The organism is Staphylococcus sp. HMSC036D05, from assembly GCF_001836225.1.
In the GTDB taxonomy this organism is placed as follows: Bacteria; Bacillota; Bacilli; order Staphylococcales; family Staphylococcaceae; genus Staphylococcus; species Staphylococcus caprae.
The window spans coordinates 270,616-294,452 of the sequence record NZ_KV827773.1; the positions used below are offsets into that span (position 1 = coordinate 270,616).

Consider the following 23,837-nt stretch of genomic DNA (forward strand, 5'->3'; position numbering starts at 1 on the left):
GGCAAGGGAGCTAAGCAATACGCAGTATTGGTATACTAACCTTATATTTAAAAGGATTTGTCTATAGTCAAAACCCCAGTCAATGTTCAAATGACTGGGGTTTATTTAGATTATGAATATTGAGTTCTGTAGTTATTGGGCGCAATCTTCACATAGTTTGTATTGTGCATCAGCCCAATTTGCTAAATGCGTATAACCTTTCAAATCCTTTGCTTTTACTTTAAGCGTTAATTGTTCCTCTTTACCTATCTCTTTTCCACAATTTGAACATTTCATTGCTCCAAAAATTGATGTTTTTTTGTCATCATTTTTAGAAAACATGATTCGCCTCCTTAATTAATTTGAATTACCACATTAATGCTTGATAACTTTCATCATTAAGTGAACGGACAATTTCTGTTACAAGACGGACAGAATTTTCATAGTCATCCGTGTTTAAAACTGAAACATTAGAATGCATGTATCTGAGTGCGACACCTATTGTAATCGTAGGTATACCTTCATTGGCAACATGGATACTACCTGCATCCGTTCTACCACCTGGAGTTGTAGCCCATTGAACAGGAATATTGTGAGCTTGAGCTACCGATTTAATATGTTTACGGAAACCATCGTGGGCAATACTAGTGGCATCCATCATAATCACAAGTGGTCCATCTCCTAATTTACCTTCGTTCTTTTCATTTGTCATACCTGGAACATCGAAGGCCACGCCAACGTCTACTGCGATGGCTAAGTCTGGCTTGATAAGATTGGCCACAACTTTGGCGCCGCGTAAACCAACCTCTTCTTGAACTGTTGCGCCAGCGTATAAGTTAATATCAATGCTTTCATCTTTAAGACGATTGAGAACGTCTACAGCTAATGCACAACCGTAACGATTGTCGAACGCTTTCGCAGTTAAATATTTCTCATTCGCTAGCGTTTCGAATTCACTATAAGGTGTAATCATATTGCCGAGTTCCACGCCTGTTGCTTCAGCTTCTTCTTTACTTGCCACACCGATATCTATATACATATGTTTAATTTCAACGGGTTTCTTACGTTCTTCAGGTGTAAGTGCATGTGGCGGTTTTGAACCTATGAGACCTCTGATTTCTTTACCATCCTCAGTCGTGATTGTCACTTTTTGAGATAACATCACTTGGTTCCACCAACCTCCGATAGGCGTGAAATAAATATAGCCATCTTTATCAATTTGAGTCACGATAAATCCAATTTCGTCTAAGTGGCCTGAAATCATTAAAGATTTTGAACCATTTTGAGCGTTCTTTTTCCCGAAAATGCCACCCAAGTTGTCTTCGATGATGTTATCACTCACAAGTGTTAAATAGTCTTTCATTAATGATTTTACTTGCTGTTCATGTCCAGCAATGCCATTAACGTCGGTTAATGACTTGAGTAATGCTTTAGATTCTGGCATAACCATTGCCTCCAATAATAAGTCTTTGAATATAGTATAACATTTGTGAGAATTGCTATTTGTGATTGTGATGTTTTGAATTTAATTTTCCGAAAAAATGAGTGGAGTGAATAAGTAACATATTCGAGGGGAAGGTGGTATAATTTATATAAGAAAAATAGACGAGAGAAGGCGACAACAATGAAAAAAGTGATTTCACTTTTAGTAGTGATAGTCTTAAGTACTGTTGCACTTACAGCATGTAGTAAAGAACGTACGAAGACATATGAAGGCGATGTCAATGGTAAGAACGTCATTACATCACTGACATATAAAGATGATGAAGTACTTAAGCAGTCTACGATTGGAACATTGAAGTACGATGATTTAGGAATTGATAAGTCACAAGCGAAAGAGATATTTAAGAAAGATGAGAAAACGTTTAAAGGTCTTAAAGGTGTGACATACAAGGTTGATTACAAAGATCAAAAGGCTGTAGAGCATATTGAAATTGATTATAAAGACGTAGACGTTGATAAATTGAAGAAAAATTTAGGATTTGAGTCTGCTAAAGCTGTTAAAGATGATCATGTGAGTATGCATAAAATTGTTAAACAGCTCAAACGTAATGGTCTAAAAGAAAAAAGTAAAATGAATGATGAAGAATAGGTTATACAATAAACCTATAGTTATAGAAAGAGTGCGATGTTTCAGTTGAATCACCGCACTCTTTTTATTTTTATTTATGAAATTAATTTAAGTTTATAATCTTTTATTTTTTGTGTAGCGCCATCAAGTTCTCTATAAATGATATGATCTGCTGAAATTTCAGTAGGGCTTGTTACGCCGACAGCCGCTGCGATGTTGAACAATCCTTCATGTAAACTTGTCACGTAGTTCGTCACACGGTATTGCTTTTCATCTACGATAAGTGCTTTCTCTTTTTTAGGGTCTGTCGTTGCTACGCCTACAGGACATGTATTAAGGTGGCACTGTTGACTCATAATACAACCTACACTAATCATCATGCCTCTTGCGACGTTAACTAAATCTGCACCTAATCCTAATGCGATAGCAATCTTGTCTGGTGTAATTAATTTACCTGAAGCGAAAATTTTAATTTTATCTCTGATACCATACTTTTCTAACATACCTGAAACAATTGGAAGGGCAGTTAGTAAAGGTAAACCAACGCCGTCTTCAAGTTCTTGGAAGGTAGCCCCTGTACCACCTTCGCCACCATCTACAGTGATAAAACTTGGATAAATATCGAGTTCTACCATTGTTTTTACAAGACTTTCGATTTCCTCAACTTTACTTACGACAATTTTAAATCCTGCAGGTTTCTGACCTAAATCTTTAATCTTTTGTACAAAGTTAAGTAACTCTTCTGGATTATTAATAAAGTCGAAGCGGTTAGGTGAATTAATTGTTTCGTGTGGTTTAACATTTCTGATTTTAGCGATTTCTTCTGTGACTTTATTGCCTTCCATATGGCCACCACGCGTTTTAGCACCCTGAGCTAATTTTAATTCGAACGCACGAATATTTTTACGATCTGCCAATTGTAAAAACATGTCTTTGTTAAAGCGTCCTTCCTTATCTCTCACGCCGAAAAGTCCAGGCCCAATTTGGAAAATGATATCACCATCACCTTTAAGATGATAATCAGAAAGGCCACCTTCACCTGTATTCATCCACGTACCTGCTTTAGATAAGCCTTTAGATAATGCAGTAATAGCATTTTTACCTAGGGCACCATAACTCATTGCTGATTGACCGACGAGACGTTTAATCTTAAATGGATGTTTGAGCTCAGCTCCTAATACAACTGCATGTTCATCTGATAAGAAGAAAGGATCAATTTCTGATCTTTTTCTATGTTCATCACGACTAAATAATCTTTCATTTTCTATTTTGTATAAAAATGTTGAAATTAAGTCTGAATTATCGACATGTAATTCAGTTGCTTGAAGTGGAAACATTGTATTTTGTATGTAGAATCCATCTTTATACTCAGTCTGAGTACCATAACTCGTCATTCGAGAGTTATATTTACCTGCAAGCACAATGTGTTTATAATCATTTCTTGAAAATGGTTTTCCTTCATTATCATCAGCGAAGAAATATTGTCGTAGTTCAGGACCGACTTTTTCAGAAATATAACGAATACGTCCTAAAACAGGAAAATTTCTAAGTACACTATGTTGATCTTGACCTTTATCTTTAAATAGCCAGATTAACCCTATAATAACGACGCTTAATAGCACAACCATGATAATGATATTGACTATAAATTGCATCGTAGTCAATAAAGACATAAACATTCCCCCTAAAACAATTTATATAGTTTTATGATACAACAATGTATGCGTTTTACAATGAAAGAGAGTAAAATTATTTTAAAAATTAGATTGAAATTATTACCTAAGTACATTTAAATGGTAATGTAATGATATTGGATGATTAGAGGTGAACTATGGATAGGGAACAACAGTCGACAAAGAAAGAACAACTTACGCCGTTATGGGGAAGTAATCATATAGTCAAAAAAGACTTCATACTCATACCCGCATTTATCATTTTTCAAAGTATCATACCTATTATCATTGTATTCGGAACACTTGGCGTTACTGCGATGCTTACACAACATGCACCGCCAGAGTGGTTTTATAATCTTTCATTAAGTATCAGTTTTGTACTAGCACAATTTTTAGTCTTATTTTTATTTTTTGCTATACATAAACGGCATATTGCGAATATTGCACGCCGACAATTTTATTTTGCCAAAAAACATGTAAATCACATCGTTATTGTGGTGATGATTGTATTTGTGCTAATGTTACTTATTGAGTGGCTAGTACAATTCTTACCATTGTCATTGAGTTATAATGCGACACAATATGAACGTCGCGTGGAAGGCTTATTTTTACATCCTATCGCAATAGGTTTCACATTTATTTCAATGGTTATTTTACGCCCAATGGTTGAAGCGTTGATTTATCGTCACCTTGTTATTCATGAACTAGGTAAGAAATTGAATAAAAAATTAGCGATTGCTGTTTCAATTGTTGCAGAAGCATTGGTTCATGTTTACGATATGGCATCTGTACTTGAATTGATACCTTATTTGTTAATTGCGAGCGGTGCGACATATATTTATGTGAAATCAGGTGAAAATCTGGCTTCAGCATATATTTTTCAGGCGAGCATTCAATTGCTCATTTTTATAGAAATGCTATATATACATTTTGTCTTATAAAAAATAAAAGGAGTATGAAATGGTTAGCGAATCACAAGAACAACATCATCAAGCTTATCCTTCATTTAATAATGAATTTGCTTCAAAAAGATTAGTTAAAAGAGATTTTTGGTTAATCCCAATTTATGTATTTTCGTACATGGTATTACCGATAATATTAGGATTTTTAATTACTATTTTTTGGGGAGCATTAAATCCGCTTTTATCAGAGAATTATCTATTTGACTACTTTATGAATGCGACATCAGTTTGTACAATAATAGGACAATTACTTTTCCTATTATCTTTTTATCTTATGCATCGTAAAACAATTGTACCCATTGCGATATCTCGTTTTAAAGCACTTAGAAAACATATTATATTAATTATAGGCACAATCGTACTCATTTATTTATTCAGTGCATTATATGGATACGCTATGGAATTTTTACCAGAAAGGTTCCAATTTGAAGACACTGAAAATAATAAAGAAATAGCAAAAATGTTCACGCATGGATGGTTAATTCCATTTCTTTACATTGATATCGCAATTCTTACACCATTTGTAGAGGAATTATTATTTAGACATTTACTGATTCACGAATTAGGTAAGAAACTGACGTATGGTGTGATGTACGTGATATCTATTGTTATATTTGCGGGCGTACATTGTATTGATGCGAAATCACCTTTTGAAATAGGACCATACTTAATTATTGCGACAGGTATCGTGGCCGCTTATCACTTTAGTGGTCGGAACCTTGCTACTACAATTACAATGCATATGACGATTAATACAATATCATTTATTATGATGGTATTTACTTGATAAGTTGATGGCACACGTTGAGGCGTGTGCTTTTTTATTTTCAAGATAAATTAAATAATCAGAAAATATAAATATTTAATGACTCTAGTTAAAAATCTTATATTAGGGAATATAAATACGAATGGGTTCAGAGAAAGGAGCGTTAGTCTTGCTATTAAAAGTAGAAAATCTTACATATGAAGCGGATAAGCGAACTATATTAGACGACATCAACCTTAATATTGAAAAAGGAGAAACGATTGCTATCATTGGGCCTTCTGGAAGTGGGAAGAGTACGTTATTAAAACAGCTTAACAATTTAATTAGCCCTACAAAAGGAAAACTCTATTTGCATGATAAGCTGTACGAAGAATACTCTCCAGAAGAATTAAGATCTCGTGTAAGTTATCTTATGCAACAGAGTGAGTTGATTGGCTCAACTATTGAAGATAATATGAAATTTCCTTGTGAAGCAAGAGGGGATAAGTTTGATAAAGAAAAGGCAAAGCAACTCATCAATCAAGTAGGTTTAGGCAATTATGATTTAGATGCTGAGATAGAACACATGTCAGGTGGGGAACGACAAAGAATTACGATTGCACGTCAACTTATGTATGAACCTGAAGTCTTACTGTTAGATGAGTCAACAAGTGCTTTAGACACTAAAAATAAAGAAAACATCGAAAAGATTATCTTTGAATTCGCTAAAAAGGGGATAGCGATTCTTTGGATTACTCATAGTGATGACCAAAGTATGCGTCATTTTCAAAGAAGGATTACAATCACTGATGGTAAAATTTCGAATGATGAGGAGTTGAGCGGGCATGAGTAGTACAGCATTGTGTTTAACAGCACTGTTATTATTAATTCCAATATTTATTTCGTACAAGGAAGGCTTACATATTATTAAAGATTTAGTCATAGCTACTATAAGAGCTGCTATACAATTAATAATCTTAGGCTTTTTACTACATTATATTTTCAAAATTAATGAAAAATGGTTATTAATGATTTGTGTGTTAGTGATTATTATTAATGCATCATGGAATACAATTAGTCGTGCTTCACCAGTGATGCATCATGTGTTTTGGATTTCATTCGTAGCTATCTTTGTAGGTACTGCATTACCATTAGCGGGTACGATTGCTACAGGCGCGATTAAGTTTACAGCTAACGAAGTCATTCCAATCGGAGGAATGTTGGCGAATAATGGTTTAATTGCGATTAACCTAGCTTATCAGAATTTAGATAGGGCATTTGTTCAAGATATTTCAGGCATAGAATCGAAGTTAACCCTTGCTGCTACACCTAAGTTGGCATCGAAATCTTCTATTAGAGAAAGTATACGTTTAGCTATTGTTCCTACGATTGATTCAGTTAAAACGTATGGTCTTGTTTCAATTCCTGGAATGATGACAGGATTGATTATAGGGGGCGTACCACCTTTACAGGCTATTAAATTCCAATTGTTAGTTGTATTTATACATACAACCGCAACGATTATGTCAGCATTAATCGCAACTTACATGAGTTACGGACAATTCTTTAATGCACGACACCAACTTATCGCAAGAACCGCAGATGTTAAAGAAGATGATTGATAAATAAATGAAAATGGAACGCCTTATCTAATGCTTTGAATTTGCATATAAGCGTTCCATTTTTTGCCATATTTAGATATTTTCTTTAAGTGTTATTTTAAAATGAATAGCATCATAACATTGTAAAATTTGAATGTCTCCTTCATGATAATTAATTGCTTCTTTGATAACAGAGAATCCCACACCATGATTCTTTTTATCTCTTTTTGTTGTGACACTTCTTTCCAAAACATCCTCTAGATTAATATTTTTATCAAATCCCTCCCCGTTATCTTTATAATTTATGATTAACTGAGATTCATTTTTCTCTAGTTCTATTTCAATTGAAGGATTAAATTTATTATGTTGAATACTATTATCTATTAAATTCATGAACAACCTTTCAAAATATAGTTTATTTCCATAAAAATTTGTTTTAGCTTCGAATAAATAGCCCACATGAATTTTTGAGTAATTCAAGGAAGAAATAAGTTTATTAATAGTTTGTTGTATATTAAACGATTGTTTGTCACTTTTCATTTGAGAAGTTTCCACATCAAAATTGGTACTTAAAGACTCAATTAATTTATTCATATATTGAGCTTTTTCAATAATTAAATTCTGATAATGCTTTTGGGTATCTGCTACTTTAATTAATTTAGAGTATCCATATATCGAAGTTAAAGGAGATTTTAAGTCATGAGATATCTGGTTTAACCATTTTTCTTTATAATAATTGATTTGATTTTGATAGATTCTGTCATTCAAAAGTTGATCATTGAGATTAGACAAAGATTCATTAAGTTCCGTGTATAATTTTTTTGATCTTTTCTTGATTTTACCTTCTTCAGGCTTGAACAGCTTTCCATTGGATAAATTTTTTATCCAGTCTGTATAGAAAAATAAAGGTTTAGTTAGTCGCTTAGATACAAAATAGGCTGTAATTAATGCTAAGATGATATCTAATATGATAAATATAGCTAATACGATATAAAGCTCATAGCCTTTAATATCATTTGAAGTTGAAACTTCATCAGGACCTAGTACAGGTCTTTGATTGGTATTTTTATAAAAACTTATTTGTTGATTGTTATTTAGATTATAACGATATTTATTAAAGTCTTGAGTTGCAATGCTATCTAATAATTTACTTGTACTAACATCATCAATATTTTTTATTGAAGTATGAGATTTATTCTTATAAATAAATACGAAGTAACCACCTTTATAGAAGGGGATAGAATGAGCGTAATTGATATTTTTTGATATTTCATTTTTTATGGATATATTTGATTTATTTTTTGGATATATTACTTTTTCTTTATTATTAATTATATAAATCTGAGTGTTGGTTTTACTAGCTAAGTTTTTTAGGTGGTTATCTGGTTCAGTTTTGTTTGAGAACAAATTGAAGTAATCAGGATCCAAATTTCTAAAATCACCGTAAATATATTTAAACGAAAAAAATATAACGAATATAATAGTAGTAAGGGTTAATATTAAATTGATTGATAAAAATATCGCCAAGTATTTAAAGAACTTAAGTGTAAATCTCTTATTCATCTTTAACTTCCTTATACATATATCCTTTGCCTCTCACTGTTTTTATTAATTGAGGATGATTGGCATCGGACTCAATCTTTTTTCTAAGCGTTCTAATATGAACCATTAAAGTATTATCATCCACACTCGTGTGAAATCCCCAAACTTTCTCATAAATTTGGTCTTTAGAAAGAACTTGATTTCTATTATTTACAAGAAAAAGTAATAAATCATATTCTCTTGAAGTTAAATTTATAGTTTTATCTTTTACCTTAACTTCTGTAGAATTAAAATCAATTTTAAGATTTTTATAACAATAACTCGTTTTATCATTATTTAAATGCAATGCTACTCTATAGTATAATTCCATTGGATCAAATGGTTTTTTTATGTAATCTACTGCACCATTTTCAAACCCTCTATACACATCAATGGAAGTGTTTTTGGCTGTAACTACTATGATGGCAGTTTCATTTAAATTCACGTATTTAATAAGTTGGTAACCATCCTCAGAGTTTAAATTTAAGTCCAACAAAATAACTTGGTAATGTGTTTGTTCAATCATTTCTTTTGCTTTATCAATTTCTGATGCACAATCAATACTTTTAATCCCCTGATTGCTTAAAGATAGCTTTATAAGTTCTTGGATATCTCTATCATCTTCTATAATTAAAATTCTACTCATATATAGACACCTCAACTTTAGTTTAATTCTAAATACTTAAATAAACTATGAATATTACAAGATTTAAGGAAGAATTAAGGTAAGTATAAAATGATTTTAAGTTTACCTCTCTATACTGGCATTAATAATTAAAAGAGAGGTAATAAGATGAGAGGACTTGCAAATGTATTAAGTATTATAGCGACACTATTTGGAGTCGTTTTATTTACAAGATTTATTTGTATATTACTAAATCAATATTATCATTTTAATATTGTGTATAAAGACCTCATTTACAATGATTATCTAATGTACACACTGATGATAAGTATGGTATTATGCATTATTATCGAAGAGTATATAAGACATCACTTTTTAAATGAAGGTGAAAATAAAAATTAACGCAATAGACACCAAAAATGAATTTTATATTATATAATGAAACAGTTACGAATCTTTAAAATAGTTTGTAGCTGTTTTTATTTTTGTCTACAAATCTTTCTAAGACAATCTATTTTTTGAGAAAGGAGATTCATTATGTCTATTGTGCGAATTGCAACTTTTATATTGAGTGTTTTTATTGTGGGAATGGTCGAAATGATGGTTGCTGGAATCATGAATTTGATGAGTCAAGATCTTCATGTTTCAGAAGCGGTCATTGGACAGCTCGTTACGATGTACGCCCTCACGTTCGCAATTTGTGGTCCAATTTTAGTGAAGCTGACAAACCGATTTTCAGTACGACCTGTTTTATTGTGGACGCTATTCGTCTTTATTATTGGTAATGGTATTATTGCGATTGCGCCAAATTTCCCAATTCTAGTGGTTGGACGAATTTTATCTTCAGCAGCAGCGTCGCTAATCATCGTTAAAGTCTTAGCACTTACGGCCATGCTGACTAAACCTAAGAATAGAGGTAAGATGATAGGCGTGGTTTATACTGGATTTAGTGGTGCAAATGTTTTTGGTGTGCCTATTGGAACGATGATAGGCGATTGGGTTGGTTGGCGTTTCACGTTCTTATTTATTATGCTGGTCAGTGTTGTAGTTGGTTTACTAATGATGATGTATCTTCCTAAAGATCATGAATTAGCACATGCCAATCCTTCTTCTGAAAATGAAACGCAAACACCATCACGTATTTTAAGACCTGCTGAAATAGTAAAATATCTCATTATCACATTTCTCGTGCTTGTAGCAAATTCAGTGACATTTGTGTATATCAATCCATTGATATTATCTAAGGGGCATGAATTGTCATTTGTTTCTCTCGCATTACTCGTTAATGGTGTTGCGGGTGTCATTGGCACATCACTTGGTGGTGTCTTTTCAGATAAGATTACAAGTAAGCGATGGTTAATCATCTCAGTATCGATATTCATCATCATGATGCTTATATTAAATCAAATTCTAGCTGGAACTGTGATATTACTGATTGGGTTATTCATTTGGAATATTATGCAGTGGAGCACGAATCCAGCTATTCAAAGCGGTATCATTGAACATGTTGAAGGTGATACGAGTCAGGTTATGAGTTGGAATATGTCCAGTCTTAACGCGGGAATTGGATTTGGTGGCATCGTTGGTGGATTAGTCATGTCACATTTATCCGTTCAAGCTGTGACGTATACAAGTGCAATTATTGGATTATTAGGCCTGATTGTTGTTTTAACTTTAAAGAATATTCATTATGCTAAAAATTAAAAACTGGTACGCTCATGAATAGAGAAGATGAGCGTACCAGTTTTATTTGTATATAAAAGTAAATTGCGTATCACGTTGATACGGAGACCAAGGCATTTCACTATATCTTGCAAAATATGCTAAATCTGATATCATGCGCTGACTTAAGTCTATATCACTTTTAATGATGTCATATTGATTTGTAGTTAAAATATCTAAATGGCCAAACCAAAACACGATATCGAGAATATGATAAGCAGTTTTAAAATGTGTACTATTCGGATGGCACCAATCAAAACGTGCGAGCCATTTATGAGGTGTATGTATATGTTGTAAAAGGTCGATTGTTGGTTCTTTAAAGTAGTATTGAGTGATGAGCTCTCTTTGTTGTTGTGCAGTTTGTGCATGATTTTTAGAGATTTCTATATCATACAATTTCATTACTTCGACAAAACGTGAAGGTGAGAGTGTTCTTGATTCATTTTCAATATAAATGTCACCTTCAGAACTTGTAAAATTCATGAATACTGGTTTCGGAAAGTCATCTATCGTTCTTGTCATTATAGAGCTTTGAATAGGACGATAAATTAAATCTAGACTTCTCGATTTACCTCGTTCTGATTCATGTAAATCCATAAGGTGTAAGATGTCTTCGTGAGTAAGAGATTCAAGAGATTTTCCTGGGTAATAGGTATTGATCAACGTTGAAAATTGATTCGCCTTTAATTGAGCGTTCTCTTTAGTTTCATTAAATAACGCACCACTTAACAACATGACTTTATGATAATACGTATCTAATTCAGGTACTTGCATTAAAGCATGGATGCTCATACTCCCTGCAGATTGTCCCATTAAAGTCACATTGTTAGGATCACCACCAAAGTATTCAATATAATGATGCACCCATTTTAAAGCATTCATCTGATCTGAAAGCCCGTTGTTATAATCAAATTGAGGGTTTAGCGCTGACCAATCTAGAAAGCCTAATGCACCTAGGCGATAATTAAATGTAATGACAATGATATCTTCTTTTTCAACGATATGGTAAGGATTATATAACTCTGCTGTTCCATGGCCCTGCGTAAATCCACCCCCGTAAAAATAAACAACTACGGGTTTTATCTTATTGCTACAACTTTTTCTCCATATATTGAGATACAGACAATTTTCATTTTGTATAAAACTGTTAAAACCATTTTGTTGAGTTGAAAAGAAATCTTCAAGCGCATTATAAGGTTGAGGTGGAATAGATTGGACCTTCCTTGCATCAATATTTGAGTTGCCGATTCCATGGTTCAATTGAGAATGTTTGAAACGTGAAGCTGTATTGAATGGTTGCGCATAGGGGATACCTAAGAAACTATCAATTTGACCATCGCTGATTCCTTTAATCGTTCCGCCCTTAACTTTAACTTCTACCATCTCTTCATCTCCTTAATGATCTTATTTTAAATATTAACATTAAAAAACGCTCGAGACATTGATCTCGAGCGGCAAACTGTAGAGAAACCCTTTCACTCATCGTCGTCTTATGCATGCCTAGCTCATTTACTAGTAGTAAAATCTAAAGCTTCACTACTTCTATAGAAGTTAGTGAAACTTACGTATGAATTAAAAATTCAGACGTTCCTTTAAGTAAGTACGAATCCTCCATTGACAAGGGTTTTCTATCAGTCTGCTTAATTTATTTTACTTTGTTGACAAACTTAACGCTCGAGACATTGATCTCGAGCGTTAGGTCATGTGATTTAGTTGTTTTGTTCTTGGCGGTCTCTTTCTTTCCAATCTTTATGTCTTGCTTTTCTACGGCGTTTTCTTAATTTATCGCCCATCTTCTTGTTCAATTTATTAGCACGTTTGAAGTATATACTTTCGAAATAACTTGTTGTACCTAATTGATAGAAGATTAATGCGACGATCGCAATCACTAAGAAATCCCATGGATAATGAATCCAGTTCATACCTTTGAATTCTTTACTTCCTATGAATGATAAGAAGGCTAGAACGATAAGATAAATGATAATCCATAAACTACCGCCGATTTGTTTTTTAGTATTCTTCCAATTCATCTTATATTCATAGAAGAAATAAATTGGTAAACCTAAAATAATAATGAAAATAACTTCTGCAGTTGTCGGCCACATTGCCCAATAAATTGCAAGTGACGCAAGAACGAATGACAATGGTGCCATAAATTTCAAGATGTTCGCTTTGAATGGACGTGTCATCTTAGGTGCCATTTTACGTAATGAAATAACTGTTGTTGGACCTGTTAAGTAAGCAACGAGTGTTGCAGTGGAAATAACAGCTGCCAATGTACCCCAATCACGGAATAATGTAACCATAATCATACTTACAATCGCGTTAAATGCAATGGCAACACGCGGAATATTATATTTTTCATTCATTTTTCCTAAGAATTTAGGAATATGACCATTCTTTTCCATAGCGCGTAAGACACGACCAGTAACTGCGACGAATGATACGCCAGTACCGAAAGGAGATACTACGGCTTCAACATATAATAAAATTGCAAGCCAGTTAATTCCTAATAAGATCGCCATATCTGCGAATGGTGAATTGAAGTTGATACCATTCCAACCATGTTCATGAATCATAGAACTTGGCATTGAAGTAATAAATGTACTTTGAAGAATGATATATAACACTGCACTTAATGTTAGTGAAATCGCAATACCACGTGCAATATTCTTCTCAGGATTTTTAATTTCAGAACCCATATTAATGATTGTTTGGAATGCATTAAATGAGAAAATGATACCTGATGTTGTTGTTGCAGCAAAGATTGGTGCACTACCATATGGCATGAACGTACTTGCTGAGTGACCATAGTTGTTTGTATCAAATCCTGAAATCATTAACATAATGATTGTTAATAAAGGTACTCCCAATTTAAACACTGAAATTAAACTTGTAAATGAAGTTAATAATTTAACTGACCAGTAGTTTAAAAGTGAGAAGATTGCGATAATGATGTAAACGGCAAATAAACCAATCGTACTGATGGAACCGTCTTTCATTAAAGCTCCCATAGGTTTAGCCCAGTCCCAAGGCCAAGAACTCATATACTGTACAGCAGAAACAGCTTCAATTGGGATAATTGTTACGAGTGAAACCCAATTGGCCCATGCCGCAATGAATCCAAGTAGTGATCCGTGAGTATACTGTGCATAGTTACTCATACCGCCTGATTGAGGGAACATTGTTCCGATTTCGATATAGTTGTAAGCTATCGTACCAATAACTACGAAACCAATAATCCAAGAAATGATGGCGGCTGGACCCGCGATAGATGAAGCCTCCCATGCACCGAATAACCAACCAGAACCGATAAGAGAACCAAGTCCTAGTAAGACGAGTTGCGAGAGGTTAATCTTACTACTTTTCGATTTATTATTTTTTTCCATAATTACTCCTTTTTATATGCTGAAAAATTCAACAAATTACTACGCTACAATTATACGCTAGATTATTTAATAGTCAAATTGTGTATTTGTATAAATTTAATAAACTTTGCATAATTCGATTTTTCTGAAAATTAATTATATAATAGGCTTTAATACTAAATAAAAGGATTGGAAAGATTAAATAATGGTGAATAAACAAAAAAATGAAAAAGTAGAAGAATTTTTGAATAAAGATAGTCAATGGCAAGAATGTTATCAATTTCTTAGAGATTTAATTTTTCAAGATACAGAACTTGAAGAAACTTATAAATGGATGCACCCGTGTTATACATTAAATGAAAAGAACGTGGTTCTCATTCACGGCTTTAAACATTATGTGGCGCTTCTCTTCCATAAAGGTGCCATCTTAGAAGACAAATATGGGACATTAATTCAACAAACTGAAAAAGTACAAGCAGCACGTCAACTTCGATTCGAAAGTTTAGATGAAATTAAAAATCGCGAAGAGGAAATTAAATATTATTTAAATGAAGCAATTAAAACTGAAAAAGCAGGTAAAAAAGTTGAGATGAAGAAAAATGAAGACTATGAAGTACCTGAAGAATTAGAACAGAAATTTGCAGATAATCCACAACTTAAAGAAGCTTTTTATCAGTTAACACCTGGACGACAACATCAATACCTGTACCATTTCTCACAAGCAAAACGCAGTCAAACACGTATTAATCGAATTGAAAAGTATGTGGATCGTATTTTAAATGGAAAAGGTATGCAAGATAAATAAAACGGAATTTATCTAAAGCACGACAGCACGACAGCACGACAAAATCACATCGACTCAACCCGAATCAAAATAAACTGCCGATAAAGCCAAAGACTTTATCGACAGTTCTAAGTGAACAGATTCCAACTTGTTCACTCTTTTTTATTTCACTCTAAATTCCTATAGAATTATTTTTGGTCGCCATTCAAACGTACTAAAATTTTAGCTTGAGATTTGTCATTTACAAGTTGATTAAATCCACTTTCAACAATATTATCTAACTCAATTTCATCAGTAACTACATCTTTAACATTTAAGCTACCGTTTGCGATTAAGTCGATAGTTTGTTGGAACGTTGTAGGAGTGTAAGCAATTGTAGTTGTTAATTTAACACCTTTATTCATTTGTAGTAGTGGGTTAAATTCTACCGGATGACCGAAAATAGCCACAATTACAGATGTGCCTCGAGGACGTGTTACTTCGATAGATTGTTGTAATGTAATACCTACGCCAGCGACTTCAAATGATACATCTACGCCATTGTCAGTATGTTCGTAAACTGCTTTCACTGGGTCTACATTTGCAGAATTGAAGGTATGTGTTGCACCAACGCTTCTCGCTTTTTCTAAACGTTCTTCAGATAAATCGAAGACAAAGATTTTACTTGCACCAGCCGCTTTCGCTGCGATAACAGTTAATAAACCAATTGGTCCTGCTCCAAATACTGCAACAGTGTCACCGAATAATAATTCGCCTTCCTTAACTGCTTGTACTGCAACGGCAGTTGGTTCTACAAGTGCGCCTTCACGTGCTGTTACATTATCAGGTAAATGATATACATTTGTTTCAGGTGCATTTGTGAATTCAGCAAATCCACCGTCTGAGCCTAAACCAATAAATGAATAACCATCATATAAATCGATGTTTTCTTCTTTTTCACGTTTAGAAACTGTAGGATTTACAACAACACGGTCACCTTTTTTGAAACGCGTAACGTCTTTACCGACATTTTCTACTACACCTGAAAATTCGTGACCTAACGTCACAGGTGCTTTTTGACCTAATAGTGGGTCGGGTTTGTCTGTTGAAATGAAAATAGGTCCTTCTAAATATTCATGTAAGTCTGTGCCACAAATACCTGTCCATGATACTTTCACTTGAACTTCATTATCTTTTAATGCTTTAGGTTCGCGATCCTCTACACGTACATCTTTTTGTCCATACCAGACTGCTGCCTTCATAATTTAACAACCCCTCAATTGTAAATTTGACATCCGAAACTTCTTCAGTCTTTTGATTAGCGTAATAATTCTTATTACACTTTGAGAATAATACTATTATTATGGGATTTCAATAGTTTACGGCAAAATTATGTGAAATAATTCACGAAATTTTAATTTCCTATTTTTTCTCACTGAAAATTAATTTTCCAATGTTATAAATGTAGATATCATTGCTTTTTTATAAAAACTTTAACTTAAAAAATTGTTACTATGTGCCCGTGAGCAATGTTTAATAAAATAATATAGGGTATATAGTTATGTAACGGTCGAAGTTCAAGCTAGCCCATGAGTGTACAGTTTTGAGCAAGCTCTGTTATTACTCATGTATGATTACATATTTAAAATTTTAAAAGCAAAGGCCTCTGCGCTCTTGTTTAACTTATGAAACTATTTGTTTAACAACTGCTCTTGAGGTCTTTTATTTTTGAAAATGAGCTTCGTTACTTTAACCACAAGAAAGGGGAACACAACTATGTTAAGTATCAAAAACTTAACCAAAATTTATTCAGGGAATAAAAAAGCGGTTGATAGTATCTCTTTGGATATTGAATCAGGAGAATTTATCGCATTTATTGGGACAAGTGGTAGTGGTAAGACGACTGCCTTACGTATGATTAATCGTATGATTGAGGCAACTGACGGCCAAATTACGATGAATGGGAAAGATGTGCGTAATATGAATCCTGTTGAATTGCGTAGAAGTATTGGTTATGTCATTCAACAAATCGGATTAATGCCACATATGACTATTAGAGAGAACATTGTTTTGGTACCTAAACTCTTAAAATGGTCTAAAGAAAAGAAAGATGCTAAAGCGAAAGAATTAATTAAATTAGTAGATTTACCTGAAGAATATTTGGATCGTTATCCTGCAGAATTATCAGGGGGTCAACAACAACGTATCGGTGTCGTACGTGCACTGGCTGCTGAACAAGACATCATTTTAATGGATGAACCGTTCGGAGCACTTGATCCAATTACTCGTGACACGTTACAAGATTTAGTTAAAGAATTGCAACAAAAATTAGGTAAAACATTTATTTTCGTCACACATGATATGGATGAAGCCATCAAATTGGCAGATAAAATTTGTATCATGTCAAAAGGGCAAGTCGTTCAATACGATACGCCAGATAATATTTTAAGAAATCCAGCTAATGATTTCGTTAAAGATTTCATTGGTCAAAATCGTCTTATTCAAGATCGTCCGAACATGAAGACAGTAGAAGGTGCCATGATTAAGCCGGTAACTGTTCATGCAGATGATTCATTAAATGATGCGGTCAATGTGATGAGACAACGTCGTGTAGATACGATTTTCGTTGTGAATAATCACAACACGTTGTTAGGGTTCTTAGATATCGAAGACATTAATCAAGGTTTAAGAACAGGTAAAGAACTTATCGATACAATGCAACGTGACGTATATAAAGTACATATTGATTCGAAATTGCAAGATTCTGTGCGTACCATTCTTAAACGTAATGTAAGAAATGTGCCAGTCGTCGATGATCATAACCAACTCATTGGCTTGATTACCCGCGCCAACTTAGTAGATATCGTTTACGATTCCATCTGGGGTGAAGACGAAAGTGAGACTACTAAGGTTGAGACCTCTTCTGAAAATGGTTCCCACAATCGTGTACAACAAGAGCAAGAAGAGAATATTGCGCAAGAATCGGAGTTACAACATAAAGGAGCCAACGAGCCTGACGATACTCAGAAAACGGGAGTTGATCAATAATGGGTGCATTCTTCCATGAGTATGGCGGTCAACTAGTATCAAAAACGATAGAACATTTCTATATTTCTATTATTGCATTACTCATCGCAATTGTTGTAGCAGTACCTATAGGCATCTTGTTATCTAAAACGACACGTACAGCTAATGTTGTGTTAACAATCGCAGGGGTGCTTCAAACGATTCCTACGCTCGCAGTGTTAGCTATTATGATTCCGATTTTCGGTGTAGGTAAAACACCCGCAATTGTAGCTTTATTTATCTATGTATTATTACCGATTTTAAATAATACAGTATTAGGTGTGAAAAATATTGATAAAAACGTCATTCAAGCAGGTCAAAGTATGGGAATGACTAAGATGCAGTTAATGAAAGATGTGGAGTTACCACTTGCGTTGCCTTTAATTATCAGTGGTATACGTCTCTCAAGTGTGTATGTCATTAGTTGGGCTACACTTGCAAGTTACGTTGGTGCAGGTGGCTTAGGAGACCTTGTATTTAATGGTTTAAATCTCTATCAACCACCTATGATTATTAGTGCAGCAATTTTGGTTACACTTTTAGCATTAATCGTCGACTTTTTACTTTCATTAGTTGAAAAGTGGGTAGTGCCTAAAGGTCTTAAAGTATCTAGATAATTAAAAAGGGAGGAAACGTCATTGATGAAACATTTGAAATATACAGTTATTCTCATTGCATTGTCTCTCTTAGTATTATCTGGATGTAGTTTACCAGGCCTTGGTGATGGCAATGCAAAAGATGATGTCAAAATTACAACAACAGAAACAAGTGAAACAAAGATTATAGCTAACATGGAAAAGTTAATGATTGAACATGAAACAAAAGGTAAAATTAAGCCAACTTTAATAGGTAACTTAGGGTCTAGTATTATCCAACATAATGCGTTACAACGTGGAGATGTCAATATGTCAGCGGTTCGTTATACCGGTACAGAACTTACGAGTGTACTTGATGCGAAACCGACTAAAGATCCTAAAAAAGCAATGTCAGAAACACAACGTTTGTTTAAAAAGAAATATGACCAAAAATATTACAATTCTTTAGGTTTTGCGAATACTTATGCATTTATGGTCACAAAAGAAACTGCTAAAAAGTATCATTTAGAAAAAGTGTCCGATTTAGAAAAGTATAAAGACAAATTACGTTTAGGTATGGACACACAATGGATGAACCGTGCTGGAGATGGTTATCCTGCTTTCGTTAAAGATTATGGATTTAAATTTGATAGTGCACGTCCTATGCAAATCGGACTTGTATATGATGCACTCAAAAATAAAAAGTTAGATGTAGCCGTCGGTTATTCCACTGATGGTCGTATCGCTGCTTATGATTTGAAAATCTTAAAAGATGATCGTAAATTCTTCCCACCATATGACGGCAGTCCGTTAGCTACAGAAAAACTTGTAAAAGATAATCCAAAAATCGATAAAGCTTTGAAAAAATTACAAGGTAGAATTACGACGAAAGAAATGCAGAAATTAAATTATGAAGCAGATGGTAAAGGGAAAGAACCAGCAGTGATTGCAGAAGAGTATCTGAAGAAACATCATTATTTTGATGATGAAAAAGGAGGTCAAAAATAATGAAAGGTAATTTATTACATTCAATATTAGAGTATTATTCTCTCAACTGGGCCTTCCTTTTAGAGTTATTTTTTAAGCATTTATTGATGTCAGTGTATGGTGTCTTATTTGCATGTATCATTGGAATACCGGTTGGTATTTTTATAGCGAAATATAAACGTTTATCATGGATCGTCATAACAATTGCAAATGTTATTCAAACTGTACCAGCTATTGCGATGTTAGCCATTTTAATGTTGGCAATGGGTCTTGGACCGACGACAGTGGTAGTGACCGTATTCCTATATTCTTTACTTCCTATTATTAAAAATACGTACACAGGTATTGTCGAAGTAGATGACAATATTAAAGATGCTGGCAAAGGAATGGGTATGACTGGTAACCAAGTACTCCGTATGATTGAATTACCACTCTCACTATCTGTAATTATTGGAGGTATTAGAATTGCGCTTGTCGTAGCCATTGGTATTGTAGCGATCGGTTCATTTATCGGGGCACCAACACTCGGAGATATTATTATTCGTGGTACGAATTCAACTGATGGTACAACATTCATTTTAGCTGGCGCCATTCCAATCGCATTAATAGCTATTATTATAGATATTGGCTTACGTTTCTTAGAAAAACGTTTAGACCCAACCCGTAAAAATAAAGGACAAGAACACCAAGTTCAAAAATTAAGCTAATATCAAAAAATGAATACTTAATACAAAATATAGCTCCTAAAAGAAGTTATTACAAAACTTCATTTTAGGAGCTATTATCATGTGATTAATATCTTAAGATGTTATATAAGAAATGATATAAATTTTTTATAGTAAGATGGGTGCGAGTATAGGCACAACAGCTACCACAATAACACCTACGATAACTACGGCAATACTACCCATTGATTCTTCCGTTTCTCCTAAATCTTTAGCAGCAGCGACACCTAACGTATGACCACTTGTCCCTAATGCTAAACCTCTAGCGATAGGATTAGAAATTTTAAATAGTTCAACTATTTTAATACCTAGCGCAGAAATCACAACCGCATTAAGAATAACGGCTAATGACGTTAATTCTTTAACCCCACCGATACCTTCAGATACAGGTAAGGCGATAGCTGTCGTTGCAGCTTGAGGTAACATTGATGCAATAATTTGAGAACCAAATTGGAATATTTTTGCTACTAGATAGATGAGCATCAGTGCACTCACTGTTCCAATTGCAATGCCACCAAAGATTTCAAGCCAGTATTTTTTCAATACTTCACGTTTTTTATATAACGGAATAGCGAAACTAATTGTAGCCGGCTCTAAGAAGAAGAAAATAACGTCACCACCAACTTTATATTGTTGATAGCTGATGCCAGTTACTTTTAAAAATACAATCCCCACAACCATACTGACAAATAAAGGTGCTAATAAAAAGAACCCGTTCGTCTTTTTATAGAAATATGTAGCAATCACAAATGGAATTAATGACAGTAAAATTCCAAAGTAGGGTGTATTGATTCCTAAATGTTCAATCATTGTTTAACCTCCGATTTGACTCGTTTCTTTATTTTTCTCTCTAGAAGGGAATAATGATTTCGTCACTAAGAGTTGAGAGGCGAAACCAGTGCAGACGAGTAACAAGATAGTAGAAATAATAATCAATAATATAATTAATATTGGGCTTTTGCTTAAAATAGGCAAAGAATTGATTACTGAAATACCAGCTGGAACGAATAAGAAACTGATATTATTCGTTAGTGCTGTTCCTACTGTTTCAACTTGTTCTAGTTTGACGATGCCAGTACATAATGCAATAAATAGCAAAACGAGACCAATCACTGAAGCTGGCATTGGAATCGGAATAAATGATTCGATAATTTTAGCAATAAGTAAGACGGCAGCTAATGTTAAAGCTTGTTGGAAAAAATGATATGTTTTTCCTTGTTGAACTTTCGTATCTTCATTATTCGAATTAGAGTTTATCAAAACAATAATTCCTCCTTTACTTTCTATAAAACACATTGTAATACTTATTATTTTTTAAGTGGTGTTTAATTTATACAAATATTTAAAACGTTAATAAATCGCCATAAAAAATATATTTTTTAGACTTATTTCTTCATGTATAGTAACGGGGGAAAATTTTCAAGATCGTTGAATAAAGCACTTACATTCCTATAAAGACTGGCATGGATGATTAAATATGTTGATATACGTATTCAGTAGAGTATGGAAAAATCAAAGTAGATAGTGTAGAATATGTTTCTATATTTACAAATTTTCTAAAAATTATAAGAAATTAATGTACAAATTAAGATAACTCACGTGACACATCATTATTTAAGCTAATTATTGTTAAGTATTATATGATTTAAAAAGAGAATTGATGTGTGATAAAGTTTCTTAATGTATTATTTCTAAAAAAGCAGGGGAAACTTTTAGAAAGTTGTTTCGGGAAATTATATTAAGATGAGTTAGTCTTTCATGAATAGGGTTTCTAATTCAATAGGAGGAAAAGTGATTGATGGATAATTCAAGAGCATTTAGGGGAGATAACCGCCTATTATTAGGTATCATATTAGGGGTTATCACATTTTGGTTATTTGCGCAGTCGTTGGTTAATTTGGTCGTGCCGTTGCAATCATCTTATAACAGTGATATTGGTACGATAAATATCGCCGTAAGTTTATCAGCGCTATTTTCAGGTTTATTTATTGTTGGGGCCGGAGACTTTGCGGATAAATTTGGTCGTGTCAAACTCACGTATATCGGTTTGGCCTTAAATATCATTGGTTCAGTTCTTATTATCATCACGCCTTTACCAAGTCTATTAATCATTGGTCGCGCCGTTCAAGGTTTGTCAGCAGCTTGTATTATGCCGGCAACCTTAGCAATTATCAATGAATATTATATTGGTACAGCTAGGCAACGTGCTTTAAGTTATTGGTCAATTGGATCATGGGGCGGTAGTGGCGTTTGTACTTTATTTGGCGGTATGATGGCTACCAATTTAGGTTGGCGTTCTATCTTTATCGTTTCAATTGTATTGACTATACTGGCTATGTTTCTAATTAAACACACACCTGAAACGAAAGCAGAACCTATTGGAAACCAACCATCCAAGTCTAAGAAGTTTGATGTCATAGGCTTAGTCATTCTTGTCGTTTGTATGTTAAGTATTAATATTATCATTACGCAAACATCAAATTATGGTCTATTTTCTCCTATCATCTTGGGTTTAATCGCAGTGTTTATCATTTCTTTAATTGCCTTTGTGATATATGAAAATAGAGTCAAACATCCACTTGTTGATTTCGAGATATTTAAAAATAAAGGCTATACAGGCGCGACGATTTCTAACTTTATGTTAAATGGTGTAGCTGGTGGTGCTTTAATAGTAGTTAATACTTACTACCAACAAGAATTAGATTTTAATTCTCAACAAACAGGTTATATTTCACTTACATATTTAATCGCCGTCTTAATTATGATTCGTGTAGGCGAGAAAATTTTGCAAGAGTTAGGACCTAAGCGCCCGTTACTCATGGGAAGCGGTCTAACGGTGTTAGGGTTAATTTTACTATCGTTAACATTTCTCCCAGATTTCTGGTATATCACAGCAAGCGTTGTAGGATATTTACTATTTGGTGCAGGTTTAGGAATTTATGCCACGCCATCAACAGATACTGCAGTAGCTCAAGCACCAGACGATAAAGTTGGTGTTGCTTCAGGTGTATACAAAATGGCTTCCTCTTTAGGTAATGCCTTTGGTGTTGCAATTTCAAGTACAGTTTATAGTGTGCTTGCTTCTCAATTAAACTTATCATTAGGCGGTTTTACCGGCGTCATTTTCAATGCCATTGTTGCATTCATTGCTCTAGTATCGATTTTAATTTTAGTACCGAAAAAACAATCAAATTTATAAGTGATTTAAGACTAGGAAAAATAGTTTTGTTTCTAAAAGGTAAACAAAGCATTGAAGGCAAGTTGCCTGCTGAATAGCATGAGCCTTTTAGGAACTGTGAAACTATATTGAATCTCCTAGTCTTATTTTACAGGTAAAATTAACAGAAAATTTAGAAAAAATACTTATGATGCATTGACGCGCAGTAACAAAAGT

General features: G+C 33.7%; 22 protein-coding genes. 12 read left to right on the plus strand and 10 right to left on the minus strand.

Annotated features, from left to right (window positions below):
* Nucleotides 1–132: 132 nt before the first annotated feature.
* Both HMPREF2580_RS01815 and HMPREF2580_RS01820 read right to left on the minus strand, forming a co-directional pair.
* The gene (locus tag HMPREF2580_RS01815) at nucleotides 133–321 is read right to left on the minus strand and encodes a hypothetical protein (protein WP_070830201.1); all 189 of its coding nucleotides are present in this window, start codon (nucleotides 319–321) and stop codon (nucleotides 133–135) included.
* Nucleotides 322–346: 25 nt separating this feature from the next.
* Entirely contained in the window at nucleotides 347–1,423 is a 1,077-nt protein-coding gene (locus HMPREF2580_RS01820) for a M42 family metallopeptidase (protein WP_070830202.1), read from the minus strand.
* A 180-nt stretch (nucleotides 1,424–1,603) separates the two neighbouring features.
* Here HMPREF2580_RS01820 and HMPREF2580_RS01825 point away from each other — a divergent pair, with 180 nt between their 5' ends.
* Nucleotides 1,604–2,071: a YehR family lipoprotein gene (locus tag HMPREF2580_RS01825; protein ID WP_002444202.1), complete on the plus strand. Its 468-nt coding sequence runs from the start codon at nucleotides 1,604–1,606 to the stop codon at nucleotides 2,069–2,071.
* A gap of 74 nt (nucleotides 2,072–2,145) precedes the next feature.
* On the opposite strand, the gene HMPREF2580_RS01830 is transcribed toward HMPREF2580_RS01825, so the two are convergent.
* Entirely contained in the window at nucleotides 2,146–3,723 is a 1,578-nt protein-coding gene (locus tag HMPREF2580_RS01830; RefSeq protein WP_037541653.1) for an FMN-binding glutamate synthase family protein, read from the minus strand.
* A 158-nt stretch (nucleotides 3,724–3,881) separates the two neighbouring features.
* Here HMPREF2580_RS01830 and lnsB point away from each other — a divergent pair, with 158 nt between their 5' ends.
* From lnsB to fetB, 4 genes are all read left to right on the plus strand, one after another.
* Complete coding sequence (lnsB, locus tag HMPREF2580_RS01835; RefSeq protein ID WP_070830203.1) at nucleotides 3,882–4,664, plus strand: CPBP family lipoprotein N-acylation protein LnsB; 783 nt, start codon at nucleotides 3,882–3,884, stop codon at nucleotides 4,662–4,664.
* A 19-nt stretch (nucleotides 4,665–4,683) separates the two neighbouring features.
* Nucleotides 4,684–5,472, plus strand: a complete 789-nt coding sequence (locus HMPREF2580_RS01840; protein WP_070830204.1) for a CPBP family intramembrane glutamic endopeptidase — start codon at nucleotides 4,684–4,686, stop codon at nucleotides 5,470–5,472.
* Nucleotides 5,473–5,620: 148 nt separating this feature from the next.
* Entirely contained in the window at nucleotides 5,621–6,283 is a 663-nt protein-coding gene (locus HMPREF2580_RS01845; RefSeq protein ID WP_070830376.1) for an ABC transporter ATP-binding protein, read from the plus strand.
* A complete protein-coding gene (gene fetB, locus HMPREF2580_RS01850) occupies nucleotides 6,276–7,052 on the plus strand; it encodes an ABC transporter permease (protein ID WP_070830205.1) in 777 nt (258 codons plus the stop codon). The genes HMPREF2580_RS01845 and fetB overlap by 8 nt, the downstream gene beginning before the upstream one ends.
* A gap of 72 nt (nucleotides 7,053–7,124) precedes the next feature.
* Here the strand turns inward: fetB and HMPREF2580_RS01855 are convergent, their stop codons facing one another.
* Nucleotides 7,125–8,594 (minus strand): sensor histidine kinase, encoded by a 1,470-nt coding sequence (locus HMPREF2580_RS01855; RefSeq protein ID WP_070830206.1) that lies wholly within the window; start codon nucleotides 8,592–8,594, stop codon nucleotides 7,125–7,127.
* Entirely contained in the window at nucleotides 8,587–9,258 is a 672-nt protein-coding gene (locus tag HMPREF2580_RS01860; RefSeq protein WP_070830207.1) for a response regulator transcription factor, read from the minus strand. The genes HMPREF2580_RS01855 and HMPREF2580_RS01860 overlap by 8 nt, the downstream gene beginning before the upstream one ends.
* A 516-nt stretch (nucleotides 9,259–9,774) precedes the next feature.
* Here HMPREF2580_RS01860 and HMPREF2580_RS01870 point away from each other — a divergent pair.
* A complete protein-coding gene (locus tag HMPREF2580_RS01870) occupies nucleotides 9,775–10,941 on the plus strand; it encodes an MFS transporter (RefSeq protein ID WP_070830209.1) in 1,167 nt (388 codons plus the stop codon).
* A 42-nt stretch (nucleotides 10,942–10,983) separates the two neighbouring features.
* Here the strand turns inward: HMPREF2580_RS01870 and HMPREF2580_RS01875 are convergent, their stop codons facing one another.
* Complete coding sequence (locus HMPREF2580_RS01875) at nucleotides 10,984–12,342, minus strand: carboxylesterase family protein (protein WP_070830210.1); 1,359 nt, start codon at nucleotides 12,340–12,342, stop codon at nucleotides 10,984–10,986.
* Nucleotides 12,343–12,668: 326 nt separating this feature from the next.
* The gene (locus tag HMPREF2580_RS01880) at nucleotides 12,669–14,348 is read right to left on the minus strand and encodes an APC family permease (protein ID WP_002444186.1); all 1,680 of its coding nucleotides are present in this window, start codon (nucleotides 14,346–14,348) and stop codon (nucleotides 12,669–12,671) included.
* Between the two features lie 184 nt (nucleotides 14,349–14,532).
* Between HMPREF2580_RS01880 and HMPREF2580_RS01885 the strand changes: the two genes are divergently transcribed.
* Entirely contained in the window at nucleotides 14,533–15,132 is a 600-nt protein-coding gene (locus HMPREF2580_RS01885; RefSeq protein ID WP_070830211.1) for a YdeI/OmpD-associated family protein, read from the plus strand.
* Nucleotides 15,133–15,299: 167 nt separating this feature from the next.
* Here the strand turns inward: HMPREF2580_RS01885 and HMPREF2580_RS01890 are convergent, their stop codons facing one another.
* Nucleotides 15,300–16,352, minus strand: coding sequence for a 2,3-butanediol dehydrogenase (locus HMPREF2580_RS01890; RefSeq protein WP_002444182.1), 1,053 nt, complete (start codon nucleotides 16,350–16,352; stop codon nucleotides 15,300–15,302).
* A 514-nt stretch (nucleotides 16,353–16,866) separates the two neighbouring features.
* Between HMPREF2580_RS01890 and HMPREF2580_RS01895 the strand changes: the two genes are divergently transcribed.
* Genes HMPREF2580_RS01895 through HMPREF2580_RS01910 form a run of 4 tightly spaced genes read left to right on the plus strand, consistent with a single transcriptional unit; the run spans nucleotide 16,867 to nucleotide 20,425 of the window.
* Nucleotides 16,867–18,138 (plus strand): betaine/proline/choline family ABC transporter ATP-binding protein, encoded by a 1,272-nt coding sequence (locus tag HMPREF2580_RS01895; protein ID WP_070830212.1) that lies wholly within the window; start codon nucleotides 16,867–16,869, stop codon nucleotides 18,136–18,138.
* Nucleotides 18,138–18,773 carry an ABC transporter permease gene (locus HMPREF2580_RS01900; protein WP_002444179.1) on the plus strand — a complete coding sequence of 212 codons (636 nt, stop codon included), beginning with the start codon at nucleotides 18,138–18,140 and terminating at the stop codon, nucleotides 18,771–18,773. The genes HMPREF2580_RS01895 and HMPREF2580_RS01900 overlap by 1 nt, the downstream gene beginning before the upstream one ends.
* Before the next feature lie 21 nt (nucleotides 18,774–18,794).
* Entirely contained in the window at nucleotides 18,795–19,739 is a 945-nt protein-coding gene (locus tag HMPREF2580_RS01905; RefSeq protein WP_172594631.1) for an osmoprotectant ABC transporter substrate-binding protein, read from the plus strand.
* Complete coding sequence (locus tag HMPREF2580_RS01910) at nucleotides 19,739–20,425, plus strand: ABC transporter permease (RefSeq protein WP_002444175.1); 687 nt, start codon at nucleotides 19,739–19,741, stop codon at nucleotides 20,423–20,425. The genes HMPREF2580_RS01905 and HMPREF2580_RS01910 overlap by 1 nt, the downstream gene beginning before the upstream one ends.
* Before the next feature lie 126 nt (nucleotides 20,426–20,551).
* On the opposite strand, the gene lrgB is transcribed toward HMPREF2580_RS01910, so the two are convergent.
* Both lrgB and lrgA read right to left on the minus strand, forming a co-directional pair.
* A complete protein-coding gene (lrgB, locus tag HMPREF2580_RS01915) occupies nucleotides 20,552–21,253 on the minus strand; it encodes an antiholin-like protein LrgB (RefSeq protein WP_002444173.1) in 702 nt (233 codons plus the stop codon).
* A gap of 3 nt (nucleotides 21,254–21,256) precedes the next feature.
* Complete coding sequence (lrgA, locus tag HMPREF2580_RS01920; protein ID WP_037541652.1) at nucleotides 21,257–21,703, minus strand: antiholin-like murein hydrolase modulator LrgA; 447 nt, start codon at nucleotides 21,701–21,703, stop codon at nucleotides 21,257–21,259.
* A 538-nt stretch (nucleotides 21,704–22,241) separates the two neighbouring features.
* Here lrgA and HMPREF2580_RS01925 point away from each other — a divergent pair.
* Entirely contained in the window at nucleotides 22,242–23,642 is a 1,401-nt protein-coding gene (locus HMPREF2580_RS01925; protein WP_070830213.1) for an MFS transporter, read from the plus strand.
* The last annotated feature ends 195 nt before the right edge of the window (nucleotides 23,643–23,837 follow it).

Coding starts and splice junctions, on each gene's coding strand:
- HMPREF2580_RS01815 (WP_070830201.1), bottom strand. CDS start 321: ATGTTTTCTAAAAATGATGACAAAAAAACATCAATTTTTGGAGCAATG.
- HMPREF2580_RS01820 (WP_070830202.1), bottom strand. CDS start 1,423: ATGCCAGAATCTAAAGCATTACTCAAGTCATTAACCGACGTTAATGGC.
- HMPREF2580_RS01825 (WP_002444202.1), top strand. CDS start 1,604: ATGAAAAAAGTGATTTCACTTTTAGTAGTGATAGTCTTAAGTACTGTT.
- HMPREF2580_RS01830 (WP_037541653.1), bottom strand. CDS start 3,723: ATGTCTTTATTGACTACGATGCAATTTATAGTCAATATCATTATCATG.
- lnsB (WP_070830203.1), top strand. CDS start 3,882: ATGGATAGGGAACAACAGTCGACAAAGAAAGAACAACTTACGCCGTTA.
- HMPREF2580_RS01840 (WP_070830204.1), top strand. CDS start 4,684: ATGGTTAGCGAATCACAAGAACAACATCATCAAGCTTATCCTTCATTT.
- fetB (WP_070830205.1), top strand. CDS start 6,276: ATGAGTAGTACAGCATTGTGTTTAACAGCACTGTTATTATTAATTCCA.
- HMPREF2580_RS01855 (WP_070830206.1), bottom strand. CDS start 8,594: ATGAATAAGAGATTTACACTTAAGTTCTTTAAATACTTGGCGATATTT.
- HMPREF2580_RS01860 (WP_070830207.1), bottom strand. CDS start 9,258: ATGAGTAGAATTTTAATTATAGAAGATGATAGAGATATCCAAGAACTT.
- HMPREF2580_RS01870 (WP_070830209.1), top strand. CDS start 9,775: ATGTCTATTGTGCGAATTGCAACTTTTATATTGAGTGTTTTTATTGTG.
- HMPREF2580_RS01875 (WP_070830210.1), bottom strand. CDS start 12,342: ATGGTAGAAGTTAAAGTTAAGGGCGGAACGATTAAAGGAATCAGCGAT.
- HMPREF2580_RS01880 (WP_002444186.1), bottom strand. CDS start 14,348: ATGGAAAAAAATAATAAATCGAAAAGTAGTAAGATTAACCTCTCGCAA.
- HMPREF2580_RS01885 (WP_070830211.1), top strand. CDS start 14,533: ATGGTGAATAAACAAAAAAATGAAAAAGTAGAAGAATTTTTGAATAAA.
- HMPREF2580_RS01890 (WP_002444182.1), bottom strand. CDS start 16,352: ATGAAGGCAGCAGTCTGGTATGGACAAAAAGATGTACGTGTAGAGGAT.
- HMPREF2580_RS01895 (WP_070830212.1), top strand. CDS start 16,867: ATGTTAAGTATCAAAAACTTAACCAAAATTTATTCAGGGAATAAAAAA.
- HMPREF2580_RS01900 (WP_002444179.1), top strand. CDS start 18,138: ATGGGTGCATTCTTCCATGAGTATGGCGGTCAACTAGTATCAAAAACG.
- HMPREF2580_RS01910 (WP_002444175.1), top strand. CDS start 19,739: ATGAAAGGTAATTTATTACATTCAATATTAGAGTATTATTCTCTCAAC.
- lrgB (WP_002444173.1), bottom strand. CDS start 21,253: ATGATTGAACATTTAGGAATCAATACACCCTACTTTGGAATTTTACTG.
- HMPREF2580_RS01925 (WP_070830213.1), top strand. CDS start 22,242: ATGGATAATTCAAGAGCATTTAGGGGAGATAACCGCCTATTATTAGGT.